Source organism: Flavobacterium sp. GW821-FHT12A05 (genome assembly GCF_058807735.1).
Genome location: NZ_JBXAQY010000002.1, coordinates 205601 through 222534, shown reverse-complemented (window position 1 = coordinate 222534; position 16934 = coordinate 205601). Strand labels below are relative to the sequence as shown.

General features: G+C 31.6%; 15 protein-coding genes. 10 read left to right on the top strand and 5 right to left on the bottom strand.

The genetic code is table 11. The annotated features are described in order from the left end of the window. Positions 1-31 precede the first annotated feature (31 nt). The 3 genes from porN (AC1RRQ_RS04280) (at position 32) to AC1RRQ_RS04270 (ending at position 3364) form a co-directional block, all read left to right on the top strand. Positions 32-1021 (top strand): type IX secretion system ring subunit PorN/GldN, encoded by a 990-nt coding sequence (porN, locus tag AC1RRQ_RS04280; protein WP_493021745.1) that lies wholly within the window; start codon positions 32-34, stop codon positions 1019-1021. A 202-nt stretch (positions 1022-1223) separates the two neighbouring features. Then, positions 1224-2213, top strand: coding sequence for a type IX secretion system ring subunit PorN/GldN (porN, locus tag AC1RRQ_RS04275; RefSeq protein WP_493022281.1), 990 nt, complete (start codon positions 1224-1226; stop codon positions 2211-2213). 77 nt (positions 2214-2290) lie between these two features. After that, on the top strand, positions 2291-3364 hold the full coding sequence (locus AC1RRQ_RS04270) for an NAD(P)/FAD-dependent oxidoreductase (RefSeq protein ID WP_493021743.1): 1074 nt from the start codon (positions 2291-2293) through the stop codon (positions 3362-3364). Here AC1RRQ_RS04270 and AC1RRQ_RS04265 read toward each other — a convergent pair. Beyond that, on the bottom strand, positions 3345-3728 hold the full coding sequence (locus AC1RRQ_RS04265) for a DUF983 domain-containing protein (RefSeq protein WP_493021741.1): 384 nt from the start codon (positions 3726-3728) through the stop codon (positions 3345-3347). The genes AC1RRQ_RS04270 and AC1RRQ_RS04265 overlap by 20 nt on opposite strands. A 435-nt stretch (positions 3729-4163) precedes the next feature. Here AC1RRQ_RS04265 and AC1RRQ_RS04260 point away from each other — a divergent pair, with 435 nt between their 5' ends. After that, positions 4164-5171, top strand: a complete 1008-nt coding sequence (locus AC1RRQ_RS04260) for a TerC/Alx family metal homeostasis membrane protein (RefSeq protein ID WP_493021739.1) — start codon at positions 4164-4166, stop codon at positions 5169-5171. Positions 5172-5425: 254 nt separating this feature from the next. Further along, positions 5426-7339, top strand: coding sequence for an ABC-F family ATP-binding cassette domain-containing protein (locus tag AC1RRQ_RS04255; protein ID WP_493021738.1), 1914 nt, complete (start codon positions 5426-5428; stop codon positions 7337-7339). 369 nt (positions 7340-7708) lie between these two features. Here AC1RRQ_RS04255 and AC1RRQ_RS04250 read toward each other — a convergent pair whose 3' ends face one another. Beyond that, entirely contained in the window at positions 7709-8671 is a 963-nt protein-coding gene (locus tag AC1RRQ_RS04250; RefSeq protein WP_493021736.1) for an App1 family protein phosphatidate phosphatase, read from the bottom strand. A gap of 63 nt (positions 8672-8734) precedes the next feature. Here AC1RRQ_RS04250 and AC1RRQ_RS04245 point away from each other — a divergent pair, with 63 nt between their 5' ends. Beyond that, entirely contained in the window at positions 8735-9604 is an 870-nt protein-coding gene (locus tag AC1RRQ_RS04245) for a diacylglycerol/lipid kinase family protein (RefSeq protein ID WP_493021734.1), read from the top strand. Between the two features lie 3 nt (positions 9605-9607). Here AC1RRQ_RS04245 and AC1RRQ_RS04240 read toward each other — a convergent pair whose 3' ends face one another. Both AC1RRQ_RS04240 and AC1RRQ_RS04235 read right to left on the bottom strand, forming a co-directional pair. Beyond that, positions 9608-10753, bottom strand: coding sequence for a GNAT family N-acetyltransferase (locus AC1RRQ_RS04240; protein WP_493021732.1), 1146 nt, complete (start codon positions 10751-10753; stop codon positions 9608-9610). 117 nt (positions 10754-10870) lie between these two features. Continuing rightward, positions 10871-11359 carry a DUF1761 domain-containing protein gene (locus tag AC1RRQ_RS04235; RefSeq protein ID WP_493021730.1) on the bottom strand — a complete coding sequence of 163 codons (489 nt, stop codon included), beginning with the start codon at positions 11357-11359 and terminating at the stop codon, positions 10871-10873. 184 nt (positions 11360-11543) lie between these two features. Here AC1RRQ_RS04235 and AC1RRQ_RS04230 point away from each other — a divergent pair, with 184 nt between their 5' ends. Continuing rightward, the gene (locus tag AC1RRQ_RS04230) at positions 11544-12257 is read left to right on the top strand and encodes a leucine-rich repeat domain-containing protein (RefSeq protein ID WP_493021729.1); all 714 of its coding nucleotides are present in this window, start codon (positions 11544-11546) and stop codon (positions 12255-12257) included. 118 nt (positions 12258-12375) lie between these two features. Here AC1RRQ_RS04230 and AC1RRQ_RS04225 read toward each other — a convergent pair whose 3' ends face one another. Beyond that, positions 12376-13356, bottom strand: a complete 981-nt coding sequence (locus AC1RRQ_RS04225) for a helix-turn-helix transcriptional regulator (RefSeq protein WP_493021727.1) — start codon at positions 13354-13356, stop codon at positions 12376-12378. A gap of 346 nt (positions 13357-13702) precedes the next feature. On the opposite strand from AC1RRQ_RS04225, the gene AC1RRQ_RS04220 reads away from it, so the two are divergent. From AC1RRQ_RS04220 to AC1RRQ_RS04210, 3 genes are all read left to right on the top strand, one after another. Next, on the top strand, positions 13703-14008 hold the full coding sequence (locus AC1RRQ_RS04220) for a hypothetical protein (protein WP_493021725.1): 306 nt from the start codon (positions 13703-13705) through the stop codon (positions 14006-14008). A gap of 216 nt (positions 14009-14224) precedes the next feature. Next, entirely contained in the window at positions 14225-15673 is a 1449-nt protein-coding gene (locus tag AC1RRQ_RS04215; RefSeq protein WP_493021723.1) for an MBOAT family O-acyltransferase, read from the top strand. A gap of 7 nt (positions 15674-15680) precedes the next feature. Then, positions 15681-16727 carry an alginate O-acetyltransferase AlgX-related protein gene (locus AC1RRQ_RS04210; RefSeq protein ID WP_493021721.1) on the top strand — a complete coding sequence of 349 codons (1047 nt, stop codon included), beginning with the start codon at positions 15681-15683 and terminating at the stop codon, positions 16725-16727. The last annotated feature ends 207 nt before the right edge of the window (positions 16728-16934 follow it).

Below are 16934 nucleotides of genomic sequence, written 5' to 3'. Positions count from 1 at the left end.
ACTACGTTCAATATCTTATAACGATACCACGATGAAAGTAAGAAATTTTTTAATAGCTATTGTTTCTATCGCTGGAGGTTTTGCTTCTAACGCGCAATCTAATTTGCTTAATGCGAAGACTCCTGCTCAAATTGGACTTAAAACTCCTGCGCAGCTTATTTCAGATAATGATAAGCCTTTAGCTTACGGATATGTTGATGATAGAGATATCTTGATGGGAAAAACTACTTGGGAGATTATTGATTTGAATGAAAAAATCAACTTTCCAATGTACTTTCCTGTAGATACAGCTAATATTGGTTCGGATAGACGTTCTTTATATGATGTTTTGACGAAAGCCATTACAAAAGGCAAAATAACTGAAGTTTATTCTGATAGTTATTTCAATACTAAAAAATCTATGAAAGACATCCAGGGTGCTTTATCTCGTATTGATACTACAGATGCTGGTAGAGAGCTTATCAACCAATATCCTGATGACTATAAATCACGTGTTGTGAAGAAAAAAGTAGTTACAGGAACTGGTAAAAAGAAAGTTGTTACTTATGTAGATGAAACAGTTGGACCAACAAGAACAGTTCCTTCTGAGTATATCTTGAAACAAGATCTTACTTCTGCAGATGTTACACAATACAAAATTAAAGGATACTGGTATTTTGACAAACGTCAAAGTGAGTTGAAATATCGTTTACTTGGAATTTGTCCTGTAACTCCAGACGTTTATACAATGAATAGTGACGAAAAGGATTATATTGAGTTATTTTGGGTTTTCTTCCCAAATGCTCGTGAAGCATTGCATGATGCAAAAGCTTTTAACGACAATAACTCAGCACTTCCAATTTCATTTGATCAAATATTAAACTCTAGACGTTTTAATGCTGTAGTTTACAAAGAGGAAAACCTTTATGGAGACAGAGCAATCAGTGATTACATGAAAGACAACGCACAAAATCAATTGTTAGAATCTGAAAGAGTAAAAGAGAAGATTCGTAACTTCGAACAAGATATGTGGAATTACTAAGTGTTTGAAAATAAAATATTTAAAAAACTCTTACTATATTTGTAGTAAGAGTTTTTTTTATGCTTAAGATTTAAGTGTATTTCTGTTAAAAAATAAATATTGCTCCCAATTCTTATTGCTTTTTTATTAAATTTGCCTTCTGTAAGAAAAATAACAATAAACAATATAAACTTACGTTTAATTTCTTATAATATGTATCATGATGAAAGTAAGAGATTTTTTAATGACAGTTTGTGCTGTCATGGCTGGATTTGGTGCTAATGCACAATCAAATCTGCTTAATGCAAAAACGGCTGATCAAATTGGACTTAAAACTGCAGCACAGAATATATCTGATAATGATAAGCCTTTAGCTTATGGTTATATAGATGATAGAGATGTTTTGATGGGGAAAACAGTTTGGGAAATTATCGATTTAAACGAGAAGATTAATTTTCCTTTGTATTTTCCTGTAGATACTGCCAATATTGGTCCTGATAGGCGTTCACTCTATGATGTATTGACTAAGGCTATTAGAAAAGGAAGAATAACTGAGGTCTATACAGATAGTTATTTCAATACCAAAAAGTCTATGAAAGATATTGAGGCAGCATTATCTCGTGTAGATACTACGGATGCTGGTAGAGAACTTATCAATCAATATCCGGATGACTACAGAACGCGAGTTGTAAAGAAAAAAGTAGTAACCGGTACTGGTAAAAAGAAAGTTGTTACTTATGTAGATGAAACAGTTGGGCCAACAAGAACAGTTCCTTCTGAGTATATTTTGAAACAAGATCTTACTTCTGCAGATGTTACACAATATAAAATTAAAGGATACTGGTATTTTGATAAACGCCAGAGTGAATTGAAATATCGTTTGCTTGGAATTTGCCCGGTAACACCAGACGTTTATACAATGAATAGCGACGAAAAGGATTATATAGAATTGTTCTGGGTCTTCTTTCCGGATGCGCGTATAGTTTTGAATGAAGCGAAAGTTTTTAACGACAAGAATTCTGCACTTCCCTTTTCTTTTGATCAGGTCTTAAATTCAAGACGTTTTAATGCAGTTATCTATAAAGAAGAAAATACATATGGCGATCGAGAGATTAAAGATTATATAAAAGACGATGCACTGCATCAGTTATTAGAGTCTGAAAGAGTAAAAGAAAAAATACGCAACTTCGAAGAAGATATGTGGAATTACTAAAGACTTAAATCTAAAATTATACGAAAAACTCTTGCTACCTTTGCAGTAAGAGTTTTTTATTTTTATTACACTACACAATGCTTGATTATTTAATCGTCGGATCTGGATTAGCAGGAATTTCTTTTGCCGAAGCTGCTTTAAAGAACAATAAATCTATTTTAGTAATAGACAATATGTCTCAAGTATCTTCAAGGGTAGCCGGAGGATTCTATAATCCTGTTATTTTAAAGAGATTTAGTGAAGTTTGGAATGCGCAGGAACAATTAGTTCTAATGAACGATTTTTATGATCGAATTGAAGACAAGCTCCAAACGAAATTTAATTTCAAACTCCCAATATTAAGAAAGTTTTTTTCTATAGAAGAACAGAATAACTGGTTTGCAGCTTCTGATAAAAGAAACTTAGCCCCTTTTTTGTCTACAAAATTAATTTTCAAAAAATATAAAGGTATTGATTCTCCTTACGATTATGGTGAGGTTCTGCATACAGGTTATGTAGATACAATGTTGTTGTTAGATACTTATCGAGAGTATCTGCAAGAAAATGATTTACTTTTGGCACAATCTTTTGACTGGGGATATCTTGAGTTTTTTGATTTTGGGATTCAGTATAAAAATATCAAAGCACGTCATGTTATTTTTGCAGAAGGATTCGGGCTGCATAAAAATCCGTTTTTTAATTATTTGCCATTAGATGGAACGAAAGGAGAAATGTTTGTAATAAAAGCTCCTGGTTTAGACTTGGATGTTATTGTAAATACAAGTGTTTTTATTTTGCCTATGGGTAATGATTTGTTTAAAGTAGGTGCAACCTACAATTGGCAGGATAAAACAGATTTGCCAACTGCCGAAGGAAAACAGGAATTAATAGATCGAATACAAGAAATAATAACCTGCGATTTTGAAATCGTAGAACATTATGGTGGAGTTCGCCCTACTGTAAAAGACAGAAGACCTTTAATAGGAACTCACGAACAGTTTAAATCGCTCCATATTCTTAACGGATTAGGAACACGAGGTGTTATGCTTGGACCTGCAATGGCCAAAGTTTTATATGATTATATAGAAAATGAAATTCCTTTAGATCGCGAAATCGACATTAAGCGTTTTCATAAAAGATATTTAAAGAGCCTTAACTCTGACCGGCCTTAGGATCATACGAAATAAACATGTTAATGTATAAATTTCTGGAAAGCCTAAGCACAAACGGAAATAATAGAATTAAGGTAATAACTATAGCAATAAATGATTGTTCTATACTTGCTCCAAAAAATACAAACGAAACAATAAAGGCTGCGATTCCAACAGCGACATTTAAACCGTAACTTACATACATTGCTCCATAAAAGAACGATGGTTCAATTTGATATTTTAAACCGCAGTGACTGCAATTTTCGTTCATTTTTAGAACTTTAGTCAAATGAAGTGGATTTCTGTCTGAATACATGCTTTCTTTTTGGCATCTTGGACAACTTCCTGTTAAAATACTATTTAGTTTCGATCCTTTTTTCAACATTATTATACGGTATTATTGGATATACTCTTGCAGAGTTTTTCTTTTTGAGGAGTAATTTTCTTTTTTTAGTAAAGGAATATTACGTGTAAATCTTTTAAAGCAGAATAATACAAATATACCTATTTTGTTGGAACTATTAGTTGAATCGGAAGTTAGTTTTTTTTGAGTTTTGGTAAAACAATAAACCAGAATATCCGTTTTGGAGTAAGTATTGTAAAGGCATATTTTGCATTTTAATCTTTATTGCCAATTTAAATAAATCGTCCAGAGATTCTAAAAATAATGATTAACGGTTTGTAAGAATCAATATTTGTTTCAATGACATGTTAATCGTAATATTGCGCGAAATGAAAAAAACTTCTATAAAATAAACAGGTAGAACCATTAGGCTTACAATAGCTCATAAATAATTTACAATTTAATTAATATTTAAAAATGAATCAACACCCTATTTTTTCAGAACATCCTGGTTTAATAATAGTATTTGCGGTTGCAGTAGTAATCATGCTGTTGTTAGATTTAGGAATCTTCAACAAGAAAAGTCATGTCGTAACCAATAAAGAAGCTATAACATGGTCATTGGTATGGATAAGTTTAGCAATGATTTTTAGTGGTTTGATTTATCATTTTGCAGGAGACGCTAAATTTTATGAATTTCAATCGGCTTATTGGATAGAGAAAGCACTTTCTGTAGATAATCTATTTGTATTTATATTAGTTTTTAAATTTTTCGATGTTCAAAACGAAAACAAACACAAAGTACTGTTTTGGGGTATTATAGGTGCCTTGGTTTTACGAGCTATATTTATATTCTCAGGAGCATTTTTAATAGAACTTACGTATCTAAACAAACTATTAAGTCTTGTTGGAGTAGAAGGCTTCAAATACGATATTAATTTAATCATGACAGCCTTTGGATTGTTCCTTGTTTATGCAGGAATTAAATCTTGGTCTGCAGGAGATGAAGATGACGAAGAAGATTACAACAATACAAGAGGAGCGAGGTTAATTAGAAGATTTTTTAGTGTTTCTGATAAATACGATGGTAATAAATTCTTTACGTACGAAAACGGAAAAAAACTAGCAACACCGCTTTTAGTAGTGGTAACAGTAATCGAGTTTACAGATTTATTATTTGCAGTAGATTCTATTCCGGCGATTTTCGCAATTTCAAACGATCCATTTATCCTTTATACTTCTAATATTTTTGCCATTTTAGGATTAAGAGCCTTGTTCTTCTTATTAGATAACTTCATTCACTTATTTAGTAAATTACAATACGGACTGGCCATTATCCTATCGTTCATTGGTATTAAAATGATTATTGCTCCATTCTACCATATAGATTCGATTTATTCATTGATCGTTATTGCAGGAATTTTGGTGATATCAGTAGTATTATCCATTTTATTACCCGAGCCAAAAGAAGTAACTGAGGTATAAAAAAGAAAGAAAAACGATTTATAAAAACGGGTAGAAGTCTAAAAGATTTCTACCCGTTTTTTTATAATTATTGGTGTTGAAACAAAAGAACTTAAGCAATAAAAAAGGATTTTTTATCCTCAAAAAGCCTTGTAATATTTGTTTTATAACGACAGTCGAAACTTAAATTAATTGTCATACTTTTGCACTTTCAAAAAGTAAAGCAAATAAGGCGTTTATAAAACCTTTCCAGCTTGCCACAATAGTTACACATTATGCTTAATATACACAATCTTTCGGTTTCTTTTGGAGGAACATATTTATTTGAAGAAGTTACCTTTCGTTTAGGTGCCGGCGACCGCGTAGGTCTTGTTGGTAAAAACGGAGCAGGTAAATCGACAATGCTAAAAATGTTAGCAAGAGATTTTGCTCCTGATTCCGGAGTTATTTCTCAGGAAAAAGATATCCGAATGGGTTTTCTGCGTCAGGATATAGATTTTGAACGCGGAAGAACAGTATTAGAAGAAGCGTATGAAGCCTTTACAGACATTAAAATTGTAGAGAAAAAATTAGAAGAAATCAACCATCAATTGGTTACCAGAACCGATTATGAAAGCGAAGAATACGGACAAATCATCGAAGATTTATCTGATTACACCCATCGTTTTGAACTTCTTGGAGGTTATAATTATGTAGGAGATACAGAGAAAATTCTTTTAGGACTTGGTTTTAAAAGAGAAGTATTTAACAACCAAACCGAAACATTTTCAGGAGGTTGGAGAATGCGTATCGAATTAGCAAAATTACTATTGCAGTCAAATGATGTATTGCTTCTGGATGAGCCAACCAACCACTTAGATATCGAAAGTATCATTTGGTTAGAAAGTTTCCTGCGCAATTATCCCGGAGTAGTCGTAATTGTTTCGCACGATAAAATGTTCCTGGATAATGTTACAAACCGTACAATCGAAATCTCTTTAGGAAAAGCATACGATTTTAATAAACCATATTCTCAATATTTAGAATTGCGTCATGAAATTCGTGAAAAGCAATTGGCAACTCAAAAAAACCAAGCTAAAAAGATTGAGGAAACAGAAAAATTAATCGAAAAGTTCCGTGCTAAAGCATCAAAAGCTTCGATGGCGCAATCGTTAATTAAAAAGTTAGATAAAGTAGAAAGAATCGAAGTTGATGAAGACGATAATTCAGTAATGAATATTTCGTTTCCGGTTTCAAAAGAGCCAGGAAAAGTTGTGATTGAAGCAGAAAATGTAACAAAAGCATACGGTGACAAAACGATTCTTAAAGACATTAGTTTATTAGTAGAAAGAGGAAGCAAAATTGCTTTTGTGGGGCAGAACGGACAAGGGAAATCAACTTTCATTAAAGCACTTGTAAATGAGTTTGAGTATCAGGGAAACATCAAATTAGGGCACAACGTACAATTGGGGTATTTTGCTCAAAATCAGGCAGAATATCTTGATGGAGAAATCACATTGTTACAAACAATGGAAGATGCTGCAACAGACACCAACCGAATGAAAGTTCGTGATATGTTAGGATCATTTTTGTTTCGTGGTGACGATGTAGAGAAAAAAGTAAAAGTACTTTCAGGAGGCGAGCGTAACCGTTTGGCTCTTTGTAAGCTATTATTACAGCCAATTAACGTATTGCTGATGGATGAGCCTACGAACCACTTAGATATTAAATCTAAGAACGTTCTAAAAGCGGCACTTCAAAAATTTGGAGGTACTTTGTTATTGGTTTCTCACGATAGAGATTTCCTGCAGGGGATGTCGAATATCGTTTACGAATTTAAAGATCAAAAAATCAAAGAATATCTTGGAGACATCAATTACTTCCTAGAGCAGCGTAATCTTGAAAACATGCGCGAAGTAGAGAAAAAAGATGTTGAAAAAGCCGTGGCACCAAAAGAAAACAATAAAACGTCATACGAAGACCAGAAAAAAGGAAAAGCACTTCAAAACCGATTAAGTAAAATCGAAAGTCAAATAAAACAATTAGAAAAAGATATTCAGCACGACGATAAAATGCTGGCTTCTAATTATGACAAGCATATCGAAGATGCATCATTTTTTACCGCATACAACAAAAAGAAACAAGATCTGGACCAATTGCTGATAGATTGGGAAATCGTTCAGGAGGAGATTGATAGTTTTAACGCTTAGTTTAGTTTTCAGTCTCAGTCACAGTTTACACAAACCATTGTCACAGTTTTAAATTTTGGCAATGGTTTTTTTTGTTGTTTTTAGGAGCTATTTCCAGCTTTCCGTTTCAAGTCCTCACTAAAAAAACTTTATTTTCTAAGCCATAAAACGAGCTTCCGTTGGTCGCTGTTTTCCGGCAAGAAAATAAGGTTTTTTAGTTCCGGGCTTTACACTTCAATCTGGGCTAGTGACTCTGTTTAAACGAATTTTTTGTCATCCCGAGGAACGAGGGATCTTCGTTAGTAACTCTTCAATCTTTGTCGAGCTTCTTGCGAAGATCCCTCGTTCCTCGGGATGACAAGATTGCGGATGTTTCTAATATTTTACAAACTACTTAATAATCTCAATACTTTTAGAATGCGCAATCGCTTCGCTGCTTTCTTTAAAATAGCAGACAGAAACGTCAAGTGATTGTAGATTTTTCATGATTTTTTTTACTTCCGTTTTTTGAGTTTTACCAGTCTGCCTAATGTAAACGGCAATTACAGTAACGGGAAATATTTTGCAGATGCGTTCGTATAAAACTGGATCGTGCTGCGAATCATCACCTAAAAGCACATATTTTAGGTTGGGATAAAATTCCAGCACATGTTTTATTTTTTCAAATTTATGATCGTGATTTCCTCTTCCGCTCATAAAGAAATCTGTTATTCCTCGTTTAATATCTTTTAATAGAATAACAGCTCTTGGAAGCTTATGTATTTTGGTGAATTTTACAATAAATCGGTATAAATTCCATTCACTGCTCGAGACATAAAAAAAAGCATTTTCTTCGCCTTTATTATTTCTTCCTGCCGAACTTAAAGCCTGATAATGGGTTACAACATCTTTAAAAACTTTTCGGTCGTTTACATTTTTAAAAAGTAAAATGTACATTTTCCTGAAGATATTCCGCGTATGCGAAATCAAAAAAGTATCGTCAATATCAGAAATGATGCCCAGATTTCCTTTATGCGGACGTATGAAACTGGCTTTAGAAGTAATGATTTTATTATCGTATTTTATACTCACTTCGTATTCTATCCACCCAAAAGGGGTTTCTTTCTCAAGCGGAATACAAAATTTAAAATAACCATCGTCAAGCGTTTTGGTATGGATTTCCAGATTGCCGCATTTGAGATAAACATCAAAATTTTGAATTGTTTTTATCCTAAATTGATTGACAATCGAACGCGCGTTTTTGAGGTTTTTCTTCTGGAAATCATATTCATACGTTCTTTTAAAAACATGCCCCATCACAATTAATTCCTCTTCATTGGCATAACCTCGATATAATTGTAGAATTGGTTTCATTAATTGCGTATATTTATAGTAGACTGTAAATTAATTATTTTAATTGGTTTTAAAAATAAAAATTTGAAAAAGAATATCATATTTGTTGTAAATCCTATTTCGGGAGACCTTGATAAATCAGATTTAATCGAGGCTGTACAAGAATTTGCAACGACAAATCATTTTGATCTGGAAGTTTATGAAACTACCGGAAAAAATGATATTAGAAAAATACAAGCCCTGTACGATCAATATCAGCCGGAACGGATTGTGGTGGCCGGAGGTGACGGAACTATTAAAATGGTTGCCGAGGCGATGGAAGAACACGATGTTATTATAGGGATTCTGCCAGCAGGTTCGGCAAACGGACTTTCGGTCGATTTGAATTTGCCTGCCGGAATCGAAGAGAACCTAAAAATTGCCTTTTTACATCATTATATCGAAATGGATATGATTTGTATTAACGGCAAGAAAAGCATCCATTTAAGCGATATTGGTTTAAATGCTAATCTGGTTAAAAATTATGAGGAAAGTGATGTTAGGGGTTTTTGGGGTTATGCGCTGCAGGCCTTTACGACATTAACAGAATCCGAAGAACCTTTTGTAGCGACTATTTCGGCAAACAATAAAACGGTTGAACACGTGGCACGTATGATTGTAATTGCTAATTCTCAGAAATACGGAACAGGCGTAATTATTAATCCGAATGGTGCGATGAATGATGGCAAATTCGAATTGGTAATTTTAAAAAGTTTGGATCTGCTTTTAATTGGAAAAATTATCACCGGAAACATGCCAATTGATTCTGAAGATATTGTGATTATTTCGACAGATAAAGCAGAAATAAAAACCGATTATCCAGTTCATTTTCAGATTGATGGTGAATATTGCGGTGCGCAAAGTTCGCTGGAAATTCATATTCTGCATAAACAGATGAAATTGGCGATTCCTTAATTCCTATTTAAACGGATTACGTTCCTGCCATTCCGTTTTAGGTTCGAGATAATTAAAAAATCTGGCAATATTATGATTGATCAGCGCATTGCTGTGCGTAATTAAACCGTACATTTTTACCGGTTTTGCTCCAACGGAACTTTTTATTTCAAGTGCCGTTCTGGCAAAAACAATTTCTTTGAATCCTTTTTTGATAGAATATCCAATCATGTCGTATAACATATTTAAATACAGCATTTTTTCGCGCTGAATGCTTTCGTCATATCCTAAAAAATAAGTGTCCATTACATCGCCATTTTTTATCAAAGTATTAAAACCAACGAGTTTTTCATCTAAAAAATAACCATACAATAAGAAATCTTCTTTCATGATTTCTTTAAAAAAGCTAAAATGATTGCGTGCCAAAAAGAAGGTATTGAAAGGCGCATTTTTGGCTACATGAAAATACAAATCGTAAATAACATCTTCATATTTTCGAATGTCAGACAAAGACATTTGCTGTTTTTGAATTCCTTCGGCTTTTTTGCGTGCTCGCTTGTATTGATCTCTATATTTTTTTGAAAGGGCATCGATATAATCCTGTTCTGATTTCCAATTTTCATTGATTTCAAAAATCATATTGGGCTGCGTCGAAAAAGTATAGTTATTTTTAAATTCAGCTTGCAGCGGCTCAATTTCCTTTGCCGTAAAATCTTTTATACTGGTTATGTGAACTTTTTTTCCGCTTTCTTTTAAATCTTTTTTTAGCTGATTAATAGCTTTGTGAAGTGTTTTGATTGCCTTTGATTCTTTTACATTTTTATCAAAAGCAAAGGCATTTTGACCTGTAAGCATGTTATTTCCAACGAATAATACATGCGAAGCAAAATTCTTGAGAGCAAAATTACGAACCGAAGTTTTTAAGCATTGGTCACGTTCTCCAAAAGATTCCAGTTTTTCGGCAAATAAAAATTGGGTTAAAACAATTCCTATTAGTTTTTCTTCTTTAAAAATACCAATAAAATGGCAGACCATGTTTACCGGACAAGAATTTTCCAGAACTTCAAGGTATTCACGCGTCAAAAAAATGTTATCTATGGCCAGCAAATTCCATTCTGAAGGCAGTAATGATGCGCTGTTGTAGAGTTTAAAAGAATAAGTTGTATTCAAAAGTGTGAGCTAATTTCTTCAAAATTAGATAATATTTATAATAACTTACTTTCTTTAAGTTATTATTAAGAAAAACCCGTTTGAGTTTTGGTTTCAAACGGGTTCTGTATGTTTAATTTATGCATATCCGCAGATAATACCGCCCATTAAAGTCAGTGTTACGATCCAGTATCCTGCATGTATTAAAATGTATCTCCATGATTTTCTTTCGAATAAACCATTAATTCCTACTATTGGCAGAGCAAAAAACAATCCTGATATAAAACCATGCAGCGCCCCGTGTTTAAAAGTGCGATAAGCTGTTCCGTAATCGGCCATAAAAGCAGCAAAAGAAGGTTTTGCGCTGGCAATTAAAGGCGGACCGCCAACCATACCAACTGCTCCGGATTGATGAATTGTCAGTGCCATTAATACCATCGTAATCATAAGCGAGAAAATGTAAGTAAGCCCGAAAATTTTGAGCATACTTCCTTTTTGAAGTTCCTCCTGTGTAAGATTACTTTCTCTCATCCAGATCGTTCCAAATACTTTTGGGTGATACCAGATAAAGCCTACGACAAGAGTTACAATCGCAGAAACTAGTAATGCATAAAAGTTAAATTCCATAATATTAGGTTTTTATAATTAGTTACTTCAAAATTAATCAAAAAATAATAATACAGGATATAATTTAAAAACCAGAAAAATCGTACGATATTTTTATTTATCAACACTTTATCGACATTCGATGCTTTATATCTAGTAATTATTTAATTTTGATCTCAAGAAAAACATAACCCCCAAGTCTGTTATGAAAAGCTTAGCCACACTTTTTTTAGCATTTGTTTTTTCTCTAAATACTTTTGCAGATACTGTTTCGGATAAAGAGAAAGACGTGCTGATAAAACTATACCACGCGACGAATGGTTCGCAGTGGAAAATAAAATGGGATTTATCGTTGTCGGTTTCAACTTGGCATGGTGTTCATGCCGAAAATGGAAAAGTAACAGCCCTAAATTTGGCCGATAATAATTTGCAAGGCGAACTGCCTTTAGAATTTTTTGACCTCATAAATTTGGTTGCTGTAGACTTGCATAAAAATAATCTGAAAGGGGAATTATCAGCCGAAATAGGAAAGTTGAATCAGTTACAAATTTTGTGTTTGTCTGATAATGAAATTGAAGGCACACTACCCAATTCGCTTTATAAAATTTCGAATTTAAAAGTACTCCTTTTAAACAGCAACAAATTTTCGGGCAGTTTTAGTTCTGAAATTGGGAACTTAAAATATTTGCAAAACCTGAGTTTGTTCGATAATAGTTTTGAAGGAGAGATCCCAAAAGAACTGGAAAAATTAAATAATTTGTCTGAGTTGAATCTTTCCTATAATAAGTTCAAAGGTTCAGTATCAAGAAACCTGACTTTGTTAGATTCTTTAAATATGACAATGTTTGATGATAACGGAAATCCGTTTTTGTTAGATGTAAATGAAGAAAGAAAAATAGAAAATATTACCGTAAATTAATCGTGCTTATGAATGAATTTTACTCGTTGAAACAAGTTGATTAAATATATTTAGTTAATTGTAAAAAAGCCGTAATTCGTTACGGCTTTTTTTATTTTTGGTGTTGAATTATTAAAAACTATAATTCATGTACAAATGTTTTTGGAGAGATGCCAAAATGTTCTTTGAATTTGGATGCAAAATAAGAGTGATTAGTAAAATTAAGCTGATCAGAAACTTGAGAAATTGAAAATTGTTTTGTTTCAAGCATTTCTTTGGCAAGAAGCAATTTATTTTCCATAAAAAAAACATTTGGAGTATCGCCAGTAATTTTATTAAAAAGAGTTTTAAACTTAGATTCAGACATATAAGCCTTTTCTGCCAGCACCTTTATGCTCGGAAAATGATTATGAACATTTTCTACTAAGTACATTTGTGTAGCAATAATAGCCGTAAGATCTGTTTTATCAACAGTTTGTATAATAATAGGTTTCTCGGCTATTTTTCTTAAAAAATTGGCAAGCAGCATATGCATAGTTCCGCTTAAGTAAAGATCGTAAATAGAACCTCCGGCTTCTTTTTTTCTTAAAGTATCTAGAATATGAAAACTGTCATTACTCATTCTGCCAAAACGTATCACAGTGTTTTCATTAGGATCAATTATTTTATCAATATTATCAAATATGATTTTGTGCTTTGCTAAAAACTCCTTTATGAGGCTTTTTTTTATAAATATACAAAGTGCAAATATTTTAGTACCTGCATGAATATGAAAATCAGACTCTAATGAACTATCAAAAAGACACATATTATATTGCCATCTGGTTACATCATAGGTACGCTTATTAATATCAATTTTGGCATCCCCGTCTGTGAGATTATAATATAATGCGATAAAATCACTATTAGGATTTTTTTGAATAATGCGTACATCTTCATTGTATTGCACATTTACAAAGTAAGTTACAATTCCGTCTCCACAGTCTAAAAAATACCTGGTTCCGCCTTCTACTTCTTCGGGAATTTTGATAAAGTGATCCTCTACTTGTCCGCCCAACTGTTGTGCATAATGATCGATCCAATTCAGATCTGCACCATAAAAATGTTCAATTGTTCTCACAGGAATATGATTTGTTTTTTATAAAGTTAACTTTTATTTGTTAATGTATTGATTTATAGTTGGTTTTTTGGTGTGTTTTAATCCGGAAGTATTTAACGATAACAATATTTCATGACAGCTGAAATCTGTTTTTGCTGTATATAACAGAATTAGGTTAATTGTAAAAAAGCCGTAATTCGTTACGGCTTTTTTTATTTGTAATAATATATAAACATTGAAATAATATTTAACTTTGGCCGAATAAATTTGGCTTTAGTTTTTAAAGGAGTCAATTTTTTTATAACTTTAAGTTTAAATTCAAATTAAAGATCAGAAGAAAAAATATTAACCTTTTTACTCTAAAATTATGACATTACAATATCAAGGTGAACAATACGGAAAGGCCGCTACATTTACATTAAGAATTATTGGAAACAACCTTTCAAAAAGCAGTTCTAACTACCAAATCGATTTATTAGTTGGAGATAAAAAAGTGCCTACTTTTACAAGTGAAATTCATCAAAGTCTTTCAAATTGTTTAAAAGAGATTTACTTATTTAGAAAACATAACGGGATTAAATTTGACGAATCGTCAGAGAAAATAACTTCTCTTTATGTTCCTTACGATAAGGTTTTATACAATTACAATAAATTTGCTTTGTTTAGAGCATAAGTTTTTTAAAAAATAGTATAAAGGCTGTTCAATTTTTGAGCAGCCTTTTTGGTTATAATTGGATTATATTTTAATTATAAAACTTATTCTGAATAAGATTTTAATACTTTAAAAAAAAGTTATAAAAGTAATCTAGATAAAACTATATTTGGCGCGTAAAAAATAATTTAATCCATTAAATAGATCTTGATTAGGTCTTAGTATAAAACCCCAAATATGCTCTTTAATTCTTTAAGTTTTGCAATATTTTTACCTGTAGTATTTTTATTATATTGGTTTGTTGCAAAAAAATCTTTGAAACTCCAGAATATTTTACTTTTAATTGCAAGTTATTTTTTTTATGCTTGTTGGGATTGGCGGTTTTTATTTTTACTTGTTTTTTCTACTTTATTAGATTATTACACTGGAATTAAAATGTCAGATACTAAAAATCAAAATATTAAAAAGTTTTGGTTTTGGTTTAGTATATCTGTAAACCTTGGTTTTCTTGGCGTTTTTAAATATTATAATTTTTTTGCGGCTTCTTTTGCTGATGCAGTTTCAAACTTTGGACTTACTATAAGTCCTTGGACTTTAAAAGTAATTTTACCAGTAGGAATATCTTTTTATACTTTTCATGGATTGTCTTATGTAATTGATATTTATAAAGGCAGAATAAAAGCAGAGAAGAATTTTGTAGATTACTCTGTTTTTGTGAGCTTTTTTCCTCTATTAGTAGCGGGGCCAATTGAAAGAGCTACTCATCTTTTGCCTCAAATAAAAAAAGAAAGGAATTTCGATTATTTAAAAGCGGTCGATGGATTAAAACAAATTTTGTGGGGATTATTTAAAAAAGTTGTAATTGCAGACCAATGTGCAGAATATGCTAATATAATCTTTAATGGTTCGACAGATTATTCAGGAATTACACTTTTATTAGGTGCAATCTTTTTTACATTTCAAATTTATGGTGACTTTTCAGGTTATTCTGATATTGCAATAGGTACAGCAAGACTTTTTGGAATCGACTTACTGAGGAATTTTGCATTTCCATATTTTTCAAGAGATATAGCTGAATTCTGGAGGCGCTGGCACATATCTTTATCAACCTGGTTTAGAGATTATTTGTACATACCATTAGGAGGGAGTAAAGGAGGAAACTGGATGAAAGTTAGAAATACTTTTATAATATTTCTTGTTAGCGGCTTTTGGCATGGAGCAAATTGGACTTTTATTATTTGGGGCTTTTTAAATGCTTTGTATATAATGCCTTCTATAATTTTTAATACCAATAGAACTAATCTTGACATTGTAGCTCAAGGAAAATATTTTCCAACAGTAAAAGAGCTGTTGTCTATGTTTCTCACTTTTAGTTTAACTGTTTTTGCATGGATTTTCTTTAGGGCAGAAAACTTAACGCACGCGTGGGGAATAATCTCAAAAATATTTTCCAAAAGCTTGTTTGTTCATCCTAATTTTCACAAGGACGATGTTGTTAAGCCCTTAATGATAATATTAATCGTTTTCATGTTGATAGAATGGTTAGGGAGGGAAGAACAATATGCTATTGCCAGATTGGGTGTAAAATTGCCTAGAGCAGTTAGATGGGGTTTGTATTATTTAATTGTTATTGCAATCTTCTGGTTTGGTGATAATGAGCAGCAGTTTATCTACTTTCAATTTTAAGGTGTTTATGATGAAGAAATTTATGTTATCCGTTTTATGGTTTTTATTGCCAATTATTATTCTCAATTTATTCACATTTACATTTTATAATAAGCCAGAAGGAGGAGATTTATTAAGATTAGGGTATATAATTGATTTATATCCTAATTATAGAGATATGTTTTCTAAAGAGTTTGAAAATAAAATTTATTATACTCAAATTTCAGAGAAACCAAAGACTACAAAATTTGAAGTTTTGACTATAGGGGACTCGTTTTCCGAACAAGATTCTTTTGGGTATAAAAATTATTTGGCCAAAGGTAAAAAAACACTGCACATTGATAGATTTCTATCTGATAATCAAATACAAACTTTGTATAGTTTGCTAAAAGGTGATTTCTTTGAGCAATATAATTTTGAATATGTAATTCTTCAAAATGTAGAACGCAATTTTATAAGTAATAGTAAAAAGTTTGATGCCAATAAAGTAATTACTTGCGATAAGCTTTATGATTTAATTGATTTAGATAAAGTAAAAGACAAAGTAGAATTTAATAGATTTAAATTTCCGTCGAACAGTATTTTTAAGTTTCCATATTTTACCTACAAGTATTATTCTGAAAAGACATTTCTATTTGATCAGATGGTTTACAAAACTGAAATGTCTCAGAACTTTTTTTCGGTAGATAATAAAGAATTATTGTTTTTGAAAAATGATTTAGCTGCAATCGAAAATAATAATACGAAAGAGAATGTTGAAGAATTAAACAAAATTTTAAATGATATAAGTAATTTGTTGAAGAAAAAGGGGATAAAATTAATTGTATTGCCAGCTCCAGATAAATATGATGTTTATTATGATTTTATATTGGACAAAACTTTATTTCCGAAACCATTATTTTTTGATCACCTAAAAGAAATGCATAAGGAATATATTTACATCGATAGCAAAAGTGTAATCTCATCGAATCTTAATCGCAAAAAAGACCTCTATTTTTATGATGATACTCATTGGTCACCTTGGACATCTAAAATCATTGCAGAAGAAATAGAAAAACAGATGAATTTAAATTAAAAAATAGTATAAAAGCTGTTCAAAAATTGAACAGCTTTTTTGCTTATAATTGGATTATATTTTAATTATAAAATTCAATTCAGAATAGGATTTTACTTACTTAACATAATAACAACATCTTTAAAGGCTTATAACTCCGTGAATTTATTTTTATTATGTAAATAATTCCCACAAATTTATTTAAAATATTATTTTTGTTTTTTTTAA